The organism is Acidovorax sp. Leaf160 (genome assembly GCF_001424265.1).
Taxonomy (GTDB): Bacteria; Pseudomonadota; Gammaproteobacteria; order Burkholderiales; family Burkholderiaceae_C; genus Paracidovorax.
Genome location: NZ_LMOV01000023.1, coordinates 659399 through 671218, shown reverse-complemented (window position 1 = coordinate 671218; position 11820 = coordinate 659399). Strand labels below are relative to the sequence as shown.

General features: G+C 72.2%; 11 protein-coding genes. 4 read left to right on the top strand and 7 right to left on the bottom strand.

What is annotated here, in order from left to right; genetic code table 11:
• Positions 1-363: 363 nt before the first annotated feature.
• From ASF94_RS13585 to ASF94_RS13555, 7 genes are all read right to left on the bottom strand, one after another.
• Positions 364-717, bottom strand: coding sequence for a DUF3325 domain-containing protein (locus ASF94_RS13585; protein WP_056667127.1), 354 nt, complete (start codon positions 715-717; stop codon positions 364-366).
• The gene (locus ASF94_RS13580) at positions 714-2429 is read right to left on the bottom strand and encodes a PepSY domain-containing protein (protein WP_082493257.1); all 1716 of its coding nucleotides are present in this window, start codon (positions 2427-2429) and stop codon (positions 714-716) included. The genes ASF94_RS13585 and ASF94_RS13580 overlap by 4 nt, the downstream gene beginning before the upstream one ends.
• Entirely contained in the window at positions 2426-2797 is a 372-nt protein-coding gene (locus ASF94_RS13575; RefSeq protein WP_056667123.1) for a DUF3649 domain-containing protein, read from the bottom strand. Before ASF94_RS13575 ends, ASF94_RS13580 begins: the two co-directional genes overlap by 4 nt.
• Positions 2798-3054: 257 nt before the next feature.
• Positions 3055-4113 carry a VWA domain-containing protein gene (locus ASF94_RS13570; RefSeq protein ID WP_056667121.1) on the bottom strand — a complete coding sequence of 353 codons (1059 nt, stop codon included), beginning with the start codon at positions 4111-4113 and terminating at the stop codon, positions 3055-3057.
• Between the two features lie 28 nt (positions 4114-4141).
• On the bottom strand, positions 4142-5167 hold the full coding sequence (locus tag ASF94_RS13565) for a DUF58 domain-containing protein (RefSeq protein ID WP_082493255.1): 1026 nt from the start codon (positions 5165-5167) through the stop codon (positions 4142-4144).
• Positions 5160-6197, bottom strand: coding sequence for a MoxR family ATPase (locus tag ASF94_RS13560; RefSeq protein WP_056667302.1), 1038 nt, complete (start codon positions 6195-6197; stop codon positions 5160-5162). The genes ASF94_RS13565 and ASF94_RS13560 overlap by 8 nt, the downstream gene beginning before the upstream one ends.
• A gap of 66 nt (positions 6198-6263) precedes the next feature.
• Positions 6264-7208 (bottom strand): S1C family serine protease, encoded by a 945-nt coding sequence (locus tag ASF94_RS13555; protein ID WP_056667117.1) that lies wholly within the window; start codon positions 7206-7208, stop codon positions 6264-6266.
• Positions 7209-7351: 143 nt separating this feature from the next.
• Here ASF94_RS13555 and ASF94_RS13550 point away from each other — a divergent pair, with 143 nt between their 5' ends.
• The 4 genes from ASF94_RS13550 (at position 7352) to ASF94_RS13535 (ending at position 11621) form a co-directional block, all read left to right on the top strand.
• Positions 7352-8203 carry a TatD family hydrolase gene (locus tag ASF94_RS13550; RefSeq protein ID WP_200933070.1) on the top strand — a complete coding sequence of 284 codons (852 nt, stop codon included), beginning with the start codon at positions 7352-7354 and terminating at the stop codon, positions 8201-8203.
• 108 nt (positions 8204-8311) lie between these two features.
• Complete coding sequence (locus ASF94_RS13545) at positions 8312-8920, top strand: DNA-deoxyinosine glycosylase (protein ID WP_200933069.1); 609 nt, start codon at positions 8312-8314, stop codon at positions 8918-8920.
• 86 nt (positions 8921-9006) lie between these two features.
• On the top strand, positions 9007-9747 hold the full coding sequence (locus ASF94_RS13540; RefSeq protein ID WP_156382544.1) for a spermidine synthase: 741 nt from the start codon (positions 9007-9009) through the stop codon (positions 9745-9747).
• Positions 9748-9788: 41 nt separating this feature from the next.
• Entirely contained in the window at positions 9789-11621 is a 1833-nt protein-coding gene (locus tag ASF94_RS13535; protein WP_056667106.1) for a GspE/PulE family protein, read from the top strand.
• Positions 11622-11820 lie beyond the last annotated feature (199 nt).

The following is an 11820-nucleotide window of genomic DNA, read 5'->3' as shown; positions in this document are numbered from 1 at the left end:
GCCGCAGGACACGCATGCTTCAAGCTCTGACTTGCCGCAGTTGTCTGAACGGAGCGCTGAAAGCGCGCAGTGAGTTCTGCGGCAGCCCTTCACGCGCGAGCATCGCAGGTTGCCCCGTAGCGCAGCGGAGGGGACGCGCACAGCAGGGTCGCCCTTTCTTTGGTGACTTTCTTTCGGCGAGTCGAAAGAAAGTTACTCGCCCGCCGGGGCGAAGTCCCGGCCCCGGAAAGCAAAGGCCCAGCACTCGCCAGCACCGCCCCGGCAGCGCGCCATCACCGCGCCATCACCGCGCCAAGGCTTCGGCAAGCCCAGCCCGAACGACGGAGGACGAACCCAAAAGCCACGACACCTGGCCCGCCGACCTCATCCCACCACCACCCACCCAGCGCACACCACCGCCAGCACAACCCCCCCCTGCAACACCCGCGTCACCCGCCCAGGCGCATAGCTCAGCACCAGCACCACGCTCAGCGCCGACAAGGTCATCACCCCGAACCAGAACACCCAACCCTGCGCGGTGCCCGCCGCCGCCAGGCAAGCCCAGAGCGACAGCAGCAGGCCGCCCGTGCCCACCAGCCGCAGCGCCCGGCGCAGGCCTGAACTCGGGGCCTTGCCCCGGCCGTAGCTGTCTTCGTAGTGCCGGTCCATCGCCAGGCCCAGCGCGGAAAAGGCGGCGACGCAGGACGACAGCGCCAGCGTGAGATGGACGGCGCTCATGGCGAAGAGCCCTCCGCTGCGGCGGCCGCCAGGGTGTGGCGGACGGGCGACAGGCCCGGCTCGCCGGCGGGATGCGGGTGGGGCGCGGGGGCAGCGGGCTGCGCCGGCCGGGCGGCCTGTGCGGAGCGCGGCGCCGTGCCGGCGCGGGCGGCGGGTTTGCGGCGGCCCAGCCACCAGGCGCTGGCCAGCAGGGCCGCGCCCAGCAGCAGGCAGGTGGCGTCGAAGCCCACCAGGCTCCAGTGCCCGGCCGCGCCGGCGGTGATCAGCCCGGCGCCGCCGGTCAGTGGGTTCAGCACCGGAACCGCAGCGAACAGCAGGCCGCCCAGCGCCAGTTGCACCTGCCACATCCGGCGCGCCGGCCAGGCGATGCCGGCGACGGTCGCCACGCCCCAGACAGTGAAGAACGCGGCGATCTCGGCGGCCGGCCGGTCCGGGGTGGCCACCGGAATCAGGCGGTTGGCCCAGAAGAACGAAGCCATCGCCAGCGGCAGCCCGGCGATGGCTCCCAGGTTGAGCCCGTCCACCAGCCGCAGGCCGAAGCCGATGCGCCCTCCCTTGGCCAGCGCCTTGGCGTATTTCTGCCGCTCCTTCACGGCCCACATCAACAGGCCGGTAGCCACCATCACGCAGCCGGCCAGGCCGGAGAGAAAGAACAGCCAGCGCAGCACCGGCCCGGCGAAGTGCCCCATGTGCAGGCCCACGAAGACGCCGCGCGTTTCCGACGCGGCCGGCACGGCCTCGCCCCGGGTTTCCAGCAGCTGGCCGGTCGTGCCGTTGAACACCACCGACGCATGGTTGGACGACAGGCTCGACTGCCCGTCGCGGTAGACGGTGACGGCGGCGTTCGCGTCGCCGGGGAAGGTCACCACCACGCGGGAGGCGGCCGCGCCCTGCCAGCGGGCCTGCGCCTGCTCGACCAGCGGGCCCAGCGGCACCAGCGCCGCCGGCCGGCCGGCGGCCTTCTGCGGCGCGCTGCCGGCGGCGTTGGGGAATGCCTCGGCGAAGAAGGTCTTCTGGTCGCCTTGGTAGACGGTCTGCGCGCCCCAGGGCATGTACATGAACATCAGCGTGACCAGGCCGGTGTAGGTGATCATCAGGTGATAGGGCAGCGCCAGCACGGCGGTGGCGTTGTGCGCGTCCAGCCACGAACGCTGGCCCTTGCGGGGGCGGAAGGTGAAGAAGTCGCTGAAGATGCGCCGGTGCGTGACGATGCCGCTCACGATCGCCACCAGCATGAACATGGCGCAGAAGCCCACGATCCACCGCGCCCAGAGCGCGGGCATGTAATGCAGATCGAAGTGCATGCGGTAGAAGAAGTCACCCCCCCGGGTGGCGCGGGGCGCGGCGAGCCGCTCGCCGGTGGCCGGGTCCAGCTGCACGGCCAGCGGGCGCTGGCGGGGCGTGCCCGGGGGCTGGGGGCGCGTCCAGGTCACGCGCACGTCGGGCTCGCGGTCGCTCGGCAGGCCGATGTTCCAGCGCGTGCTGCCCGTGGCCTCGCGCTCCAGGAAGCGCACGGCCTGGCCGGCGGCCTGCGCAGGGGTGGCCTGCGACGCGGCGTGCGCGGTGTGCAGCTCGGGCTTCATCCAGTGGCTGATCTCGTCGCGGAAATAGGCCGAGGTGCCGGTGGCGAACACCATGAACAGCACCCAGCCCACCAGCAGCCCCGACCAGGTGTGCAGCCATGCCATCGACTGGCGGAAACCTTCCTTCATGATGCCGCTCCCTGCGCGGCGCCGCGCACGACCAGCCAGAGCGCCGCGCCCAGCACCGCCGCCGGCACCGCGATCCCGGCCCAGGCGCGCCCGGCGCTGCGGGCGGCAAAAACCCACATCACCGCGCCGGCATAGATGGCGAAGGACGCCAGCGTGCCCGTGATCACCGCTTCGGCCCGCGCCAGCGGCAGCCACATCGCCAGCGCCGTGGAGCACAGCGCGGACAGCACGTAGCCCCCCACGATGGCGGCCAGCGCGCGCGAGGCGACGGCCCAGCGGCACCGGGCGGCGTCGCTCCAGAGCAGGGGCAGGCGGATGCGCGAGCGGGTCGCGCCGTCAGCGGGGTGGCTGGGTGATCGAGCGGTCATGGCAGATGGGGAGGGCGACGAACAAGGCCGGCGTCGGCAAGGGCGGCCGGCTCTGGTCTCCACTGCCGCGTTGGCTGGCAGGTTGCGCGGCTTGGCGCATGGCGGGGCGCAGTGCGACCAGAGAGAAGGCCGCATTCTAAATGCAACTGGTTATCAATACGAGGTTTTTTGGCCGATTCCGGCGAATGCTATGCTTTTCATAGCTGAACGCGCAGATGTGTTGGGCGGTGCCGCCCGAAAACGTCCTGAATCGGCGGCTAGAGCACCCGCCCGAACCACCACATCGACAGCGCCGCCGCCAGCACCATCAATGCCGCGCCCGCCAGCGCCAGCAGTGCGGAGATCTCCGTTTCCTTCTTTTCCACCGCCAGGCGCGAACTCAGCGTGGCGTAGACCTTCTTCAGGTCTTCGGCGGTGGCGGCGTGGAAGTACTCGCCCTGGGTGCGCTGGGCGATGGCCTTGAGCGTGGCCTCGTCCAGCCGCACCCGCATCGACCAGCCCTCGAAGCCGATGGTTTCGCCGGCCACCGTGCCCACCCCCACGGTGTAGACGCGCACGCCCCGGTCGGCGGCCCACTGGGCGGCCTCCAGCGGGTCGACGCCCGTGGTGCGCTGGCCGTCGGTCAGCATGATGATGGCAGCCGAGGGGAAGGAGCCCGGTGCCACCGGCTTGAACGGCGGGGCGGCCGCGGCAGGCGCGCGCCCGGCTTCGTCGATGGGCCGGGCCGGGGTGGCCGGCATGGCCTGCCGTCCGCCCAGCGCGGAGATGTCGATGCCTGCGCCCGGGAACAGCGTGGCCAGCGACAGCAGGATGCCGTTGCCCGTGGCGGTGCCGCGCTGCAGCTGGAAGCTGTCGATGGCCTGGGTCAGGTCTGCATGGCTCTGCGTAGGCAGTTGCGCCAGCTGGGCGCTGCCCGCGAAGGCGACGATGCCCACCCGCACGTGGCGCGGCAGGTCGGCGATGAAGGCCTTGGCGGCGCTCTGTGCGGCGGTCAGCCGGTCGGGCTGCACGTCGGTCGCGCGCATGCTGCCCGACACGTCGATGGCCAGCATGACGGTCTGCTGCTGCGACGGCAGGCTGATGACCGCCAGCGGCCGCGCGCCGGCCACCAGCAGCGCCGCCAGACCTGCCAGGAAGAGCGCGGGCGGCACATGCCTGCGCCAGCGGGGGCCGGCGCCCAGGGCCGCCCGCACCAGCCCGAGCGCGGGATAGTGAATGGCGGCCGTGCGGCGCCGACGCAGCACGGCCAGGTAGGCCAGCACCAGCACGGGCAGCACCAGCAGCAGCCAGAGGAAGGTGGGCCAGAGGAAAACCATGGTGGCGGCTCCTGCGGGTGGCGGCGCGTCAGCCGGCCGGCATGGCGGTGGCGGCCGCCAGTGCGCAGGCGGCCTGCCGGGACCCGGCGCGGCGGCCGGGCAGAACGCGCAGCGCGCGGGGACGCTGGCCGCGCAGCTCCAGGAACCGCACCAGCGCATCCACCAGATCGTCGCCCGTCGACAGCTCCAGCGTGTCGGCGCCGGCGCGCGCCAGGGCGCTGCGCAGGCCGGCTTCCTGTTCGGCGGCCAGGCGGGCGAAGCGCTGGCGAAAGCCCCGGTCGCGCGTGTCCACCTGCAGCGCCTCGCCGGTCTCGGGGTCGCGCAGCAGCACCAGGCCGACGTCGGGCAGTTCGCGCTCCAGCGGGTCCAGCAGGCGCACGGCGACCACGTCGTGGCGCTGCGCCAGCTGGCCGAGCGGCTTCTCCCAGCCGGGCAGGCTGAGGAAATCGGAGACGACGAACACCGTGCTGCGCCGGCGCAGCAGGCTCTGGGCGGTGTGCAGCAGCCGGTGCAGCTCGGTGGCGCCCGGCGGCGGGGCGCTGCGCCCGGTGGAAGGCGGCGGCGCGATCAGCTGGTGCAGCAGCTGCAGCACATGCGCCCGGCTGGCGCGCGCCGGCAGTACCGCGTCGGCCGCAGCGGCGCCCCGGCCGTGGTGCAGCACGGCGCCCACGCGGTTGCCGTGCCGCGTCAGCAGCCGGGCCAGCACGGCGACAAAGCCGGCCGCCAGTTCGCGCTTGGTGCCGCCCGGCGGGCCGAAGTCCACCGAAGGGCTCAGGTCGACGAGGAACCATGCCGCCATCTCGCGGTCTTCGGCGAAGACGCGCACATGCGGCTCACCCAGCCGGGCCGTGACGTTCCAGTCGATGTGGCGCACATCGTCGTGCGGCTGGTAGGCGCGCAGGTCGGCCAGGTCGATGCCGGCGCCGCGCAGCAGCGTGCGGTGGTCGCCCTGCAGCAGGCCGTCCAGCCGGCGCAGCACCGTCCATTCCAGGTGCTGCAGCAGCCTATCGGCCGCGCCGGGCCGGGGCAGGGCGGGCGCTGCGGTGTCAGGCATGCTCAGCCTGCCCGGCGTCGGGTGCGGATTGCGCGGCCCACTGGTGCGGTGGCCGGGCCGGCGGGGCGACGCGGGCCAGGATGCGGCCGATGACGGCGTCGGCATCCTGCCCGTCCGACAGCGCCTCGTACGACAGGGCCACGCGGTGGCGCAGCACGTCGGCCGCCAGCTCGGTCATGTCCTGCGGCAGGGCATAGCTCCGGCCGCGCAGCAGGGCCAGCGCCTGCGCCCCCTCGGCAAGGGCGATCGTGGCGCGCGGGCTGGCGCCGGTGGCGATGCGGCCCGCCAGCTCCGGCAGGCCGTGGCGCGCCGGATCGCGCGTGGCCGCCACCAGCCGTACGGCGTACTGCAGCAGGGCCGGGTCCACATAGACGCGCCGGCAGTCCGCCTGCAGCGCGGCCAGCTGCTGCGTGCTGGCCACCGCGGCCACGGCCACGGCGGGCTGCAGCGCGCGCTGGGCGATGACGAATTCCTCTTCCTCGCTCGGGTAGTCCACCAGCACCTTCATCATGAAACGGTCCACCTGCGCCTCCGGGAGCTGGTAGGTGCCCTCGGTTTCGATGGGGTTCTGCGTGGCCATCACCAGGAACGGGGCGGGCAGCGGATGCGTCTCGCCGGCGATGGTGACCTGCCGCTCCTGCATCACCTCCAAGAGCGCGCTCTGCACCTTGGCGGGCGCGCGGTTGATCTCGTCGGCCAGCAGCAGATGGGTGAAGACAGGGCCCAGCACGGTGGCGAATTCGCCGGTGCGCTGGTGGTACATGCGCGTGCCGACCAGGTCCGCCGGCACCAGGTCGGGCGTGAACTGGATGCGCTTGAAGCCGCCCTGCACGGCGCCGGCCAGCGTCTTCGCCGTCAGCGTCTTGGCCAGGCCCGGCACGCCCTCCACCAGCAGGTGGCCGCCGGCCAGCATGGCGACCATCACGCGTTCCAGGAAGCGGTCCTGCCCGACCACGACGCGCTTGACCTCGTACAGGATCTGCTCCATCAGCGTGGCGGTGTCCGCCGCCGGGCGCGGGTGCGTGGGCATGGGCGTGGGCGTGGCGAGGTCGGCGGCGTGGGGCTGGGTCATGGGCGGGCTCCTGGGGGGCGGCGGTCAGAAGGGCGGCATGCCGACAGCGGACGCCGCGTTCTCGATGGGCACCGCGAAGCCGATGCCGATGAAGGTGCGCGCGGAGGTGGGGTTCAGGATGGCGGTGACGATGCCCACCACCTCGCCGTCCATGGTGACCAGCGGCCCGCCCGAATTGCCCGGGTTGGCGGCCGCGTCGAACTGGATCAGATTGCGCATCTCCTGGCCGCTCTCGGGCGAGTCGAACTCCCGCTCCAGCCCCGAGACGACGCCCGCCGACACCGATGGGCCGATGCCGAACGGAAACCCCAGCGCCACCACCTGGTCGCCCGGGCGCAGGTTCTGCAGCGACCGCAGCGGCGCGGCCTGCAGGTCGTCGGGCACCTGCTGGGCCTGCAGCACGGCCAAGTCGTTCTGCGGCTGCATGCCGGTGACGCGCGCGGGCGACTCGGTGCCGTCGGCGAAGGTGACCTGCACCCGGTGCATGCCCTGCACCACATGCAGGTTGGTCAGGATCACGCCGCGGTCGACGATCACCACGCCGCTGCCCACGCCGCGCTCCACCTCCTTGCCCTTCTTGGTGCGCCCATAGCCCACCACGCGCACCACCGACGGCGCCACGGCCGCTGCCGCACGTGCCGCGGGCGAGGGCAGGGTGCGGGTTTCCATCGTGCGCAGCACGGCGGCGTCGATGTCGTCCTGCGTGAGCCGCTGGGGCGCGGGCTGCCGGCCGGCCCAGAGTGCGGCGGCCAGCAGCGCCGCCAGCACGAGCACGGCGGACCAGAGCACGGTTTCGGTGCGGCTGCGGCGGGTGATGGGGGCGGTGCTCGGGGCGGTGGCCGGGGCGGCCCCGGAGGGCGGCGCGGAATCGGGTGGAGCCATCGGGGCGGACGCCGGCAGGCCATCCGGCGGCAGGGCGCCGCCAGCGGCAGGGCGGCGTGACGGGCTGTAGCGGGCGGGCCGGGGCATGCGGGCACCTCTCTGGCAGGCGAAACAGGGCGTGGCAGGGCGTGGCGATTGCGCCCGAACCACGGTAGCACGGAACCGGAGCCCGCGCGTGCCAGGCGGTATCTCCTACGCTGGCCGCGTGGCGCTGCGGCATCATCGGCCGCATGACGCTCTGGATCGACACCCATTGCCACCTGGACGAATTCGAGGCCCATGCCGGCATCGACCACCTGGATGCCGTGCGCGCCCAAGCGGCGCGTGCCGGCGTGGCCCACTGCGTGCTGCCGGCGGTGGAACGCGCCAACCTGGATGCCGTGCGCATGCTGGCCCACCGCCACGGCGACAGCTACGCGCTCGGCATCCACCCGCTCTTCACCGGGCGTGCCGAAGACGGCGACCTGGCGGTGCTGCAAGCGCAGGTCCAGGTCCATCTGGCCGACCCGCGCCTCGTCGCCATCGGCGAGATCGGGCTCGACTACTTCGTGCCCGGCCTGGAACCGGAGCGGCAGGAACGGTTCTTCCGGGCGCAGCTGCGCCTGGCGCGGCAGACCGGGCTGCCGGTGATCCTGCACACGCGCCGTTCGGTGGACAAGGTGCTCAAGGGCCTGCGCGAGGTGCCCGTCACCGGCGGCATCGCCCATGCTTTCAACGGCAGCCTGCAGCAGGCGCAGGCTTTCATTGCCCTGGGCTTCAAGCTCGGGTTCGGCGGTGCGGTGACCTACGACCGGGCGCTGCAGTTGCGGCGGCTGGCCGCACAGCTGCCGCTCGAATCGCTGGTGCTGGAGACCGATGCGCCCGACATTCCGCCGCACTGGCTCTACGTCACCGCCGCCGTCCGCGCCGCCGGCCAGCCTGCCGCGCGCAACACTCCGGGCGAGCTGCCCCGGATCGCCGAGGTGGTCGCCGGGCTGCGCGGCATGCCGGTGCCAGCCCTGGCCGAAGCCGCCCGCGCCAACGCCTGCGCCGCCCTGCCGCGCCTGGCGGCGCTGCTGCCTGCGGCGCCGGCGAGCGAATGACCGGGGCCATATTGCTGAAAATCGGAGTGTTTTTGGCCTTTGGCGCTTGATATATAAGGATCCATAGCTATAAACATGATAGCAATAGAGGCCCGCTTGCCCCCAGCCATGCCCACCGATCAGCCTCCGCCTTCCTTGTCTTCCTTGCCTGCCTTGCCTTCCCTGCCTGCCTCGCCTCTGCTGCGCGGCCTGCCGCCGGTGGTCTGTGCCGGCACCCGGGTGCTCATCCTGGGCAGCTTCCCAGGTGTGGCCTCGCTGCGCGCAGGCCAGTACTACGGCCATCCGCAGAACCAGTTCTGGCGCATCCTGCAGGCGCTGTGGCCGCAGCATGCGCAGCCCGCGTCCCATGACTACGCCGGCCGCTGCGCGTGGCTGCTGGCGCGCGGGCTGGGGCTGTGGGACGTCTATGCGGCCTGCGAGCGCGAAGGCAGCCTGGACGCCGACATCCGCCATGCCCGGGTGAACGACTTCGCCGGCCTGCGCGCTGCGCTGCCGGCGCTGGCCGCCATCGCCCACAATGGCGGGGAAAGCTTTCGCCACGCGCGCGCCGTGCGTGCCAGCCTGGAGCGCGGCCCTGGGGCCGGCGGGCCGATGGATGCAGCGGCTGCGGCAGGCATCGCATCGCTGCGGCTGCCGTCCACCAGCCCGGCCCATGCGGCGTGGAGCTTCGAGCGCAAATGCCAGGCCTGGGCCGATGCCCTGGCCCCCTATCGATAGGTAAGACGATTTTGACGACAACGACGACCCCCACCACCACCCCTGCCGCGGCAGCCGCGCCCACCCCCCGCAAACGCGCGGCCAGGCTGCCCGCTCTGCCCGAGGTGAGCGTCTCCGACGACGGAGAGGTGCGCCACCTGCACCTGGGCACGCCCTGGATCCAGGGCTCCATGCGCGTGGCCGAGCCGTTCGAGATCGAGCTGGAATACGTCCAGCGCATGATGGCCTGGCTGCTGTTCATGGAGCCGGCCAGCGTGGGCAAGCGCCACGCCATGCAGCTCGGCCTGGGTGCTGGCGCCATCACCAAGTTCTGCCACAAGAAGCTGCGCATGTGCAGCACCGCCATCGAGTTGAACCCGCAGGTGGTGGCCGTGTGCCGCAGCTGGTTCAAGCTGCCTGTCGACGGCCCCAAGCTGCGCGTGGTGCTGGCCGATGCAGCCCAGGAGATCCGCAAGACCGAGTGGCTCGGCACGGTCGATGCCCTGGCGGTGGACCTGTACGACCATGACGCCGCCGCGCCGGTGCTCGACAGCGCCGAGTTCTATGCCGACTGCCGCGCGCTGCTGACCGACGACGGCGTGATGACGGTCAACCTGTTCGGCCGCGCCTCCAGCTACGACCGCAGCCTCGCCAAGATGGCCGAGGCTTTCGGCCCCGACGCGCTCTGGGCCTTCAAGCCCACCCGCGAGGGCAACACCATCGTGCTGGCCCAGCGCACGCCGCGCGCGTTCAAGCGGGCCGAGCTGATGGACCGCGCCGAAGCCGTGCAGGCCCGCTGGGAGCTGCCTGCCACCAAGTGGCTGCGCGTGTTCAAGCCGGTCGCATGACCGGGCGCCGCCACCGACACCGCGCACAGGCCCGCTGACCCATGAACCCCACTCCTGCGCCTTCTGGGCTGCCGCCTTCCGGCTCCGCGCCCGCAGCGTCCCCGTCCGCCCCGTCCGCCGGTCCGCTCGACTGGCGCCGCGTCGTGCAATGGCTGCGCGCCGACGGCGTCATCAGCGACGAAGAGGCCGACCGCACCATCGCGCGCTGCGCCCAGGCCGAGAGCCAGCAGCACCCGCTGGTGCGCCTGGCCAACGTGGCGATGGCCCGCCAGTCCGACGGCAAGCCGCTCGACGTGGAGATGCTGACGCAGTACGTGGCGGGCCGCAGCGGCCTGGCCTACCTGCGCATCGACCCGCTGAAGGTGGACGTGGGCCGCGTGGCCGACGCCATGGGCGCGAGCTATGCCGAGCGCCACAAGGTGCTGCCCGTGCAGGTGACGGCGCAGGAGGTGGTGGTGGCCACCGCCGAGCCCTTCATCGACGACTGGGTGGCCGAGGTGGAGCGGCAGTCGCGCCGCGCCGTGCGCCGGGTGGTGGCGAACCCGCTGGACATCCACCGCTACACGGCCGAGTTCTATGCGCTGGCCAAGTCGGTGCGGGCCGCGCAGAAGGCCGGTGGCAGCGCGGGCTCCAGCAGCTTCGAGCAGCTGGTGGAGCTGAACAAGAGCAACAAGCAGCTGGACGCCAACGACCAGGGCGTCGTCAAGGTGGTGGACTGGCTCTGGCAGTACGCGTTCGACCAGCGCGCCAGCGACATCCACCTGGAGCCGCGCCGCGAGCAGGGCGTGATCCGCTTTCGCATCGACGGCGTGCTGCACCCCGTCTACCAGATGCCGATGGGCGTGCTCAACGCCATGGTCGCCCGCGTGAAGCTGCTCGGCCGCATGGACGTGGTGGAGCGCCGCCGCCCGCAGGACGGCCGCATCAAGACCCGCAACCCACGCGGCGACGAGGTCGAGATGCGCCTTTCCACACTGCCCACCGCCTTCGGCGAGAAGATGGTGATGCGCATCTTCGACCCGGACAACGCCGTCAAGGACCTGGACGCGCTGGGCTTTTCGCAGCATGACGCGCAGCGCTGGGAGCAGCTCGTCAAGCGCCCGCACGGCATCATCCTGGTGACGGGGCCGACCGGCTCGGGCAAGACCACCACGCTGTATTCCACGCTCAAGCGGGTGGCAACGGAGGAAGTCAACGTCAGCACGGTGGAAGACCCGATCGAGATGATCGAGCCCAGCTTCAACCAGACGCAGGTGCAGCCGCAGCTGGACTTCAACTTCGCCGAAGGGCTGCGCGCGCTCATGCGGCAGGACCCGGACGTGCTGATGGTGGGCGAGATCCGCGACCTGGCCACCGCCGACATGGCGGTGCAGGCGGCGCTCACCGGCCACCTGGTCTTCAGCACGCTGCACACCAACGACGCGCCCAGCGCCGTCACCCGGCTCATGGAGCTGGGCGTGCCGCCCTATCTCATCAACGCCACGCTGCTGGGCGTGCTGGCGCAGCGCCTGGTGCGCACGCTGTGCAAGCACTGCCGTGCGCCCGACGCCGACGCCCGGCCCGAGGCCCTGGCCGAAGTCATCAAGCCCTGGAAGATCAACGGCAGCTACCAGCCCTTCAAGCCGGTCGGCTGCGTCGAATGCCGGATGACCGGGTTCCGTGGCCGCATGGGCCTGTACGAGCTGCTCACCGTGAGCGAATCGCTGAAGGAGCGCATCCACCAGACGCCTTCCATCGACCAGCTGCGCCGCCAGGCCGTGCAGGACGGCATGCGCCCGCTGCGGCTGGCCGGCGCGCTGCGCGTGGCCGAAGGGCTGACCACGCTGGAGGAAGTCATCGCCTCCACGCCGCCGCTGGAGCACGAGCGGCACTGAGCGGCACTGCGCCGCATTGAGTTGCCTTGACTTGCATTGAGTCGCCTTGAGTCGCATGGAGCGGACCGGCCGGCGTTGCCGCGCCGCCCCCGCTCGCTCTTCCCGAGCGCCTGGGCCCGCGCCTGCCGACCACCGCCGCCATCGCTGCACGCGGCAACGGCGCAGGCCCCGCCGCCCCGCCTGCGGTGGGGCCCTGCGG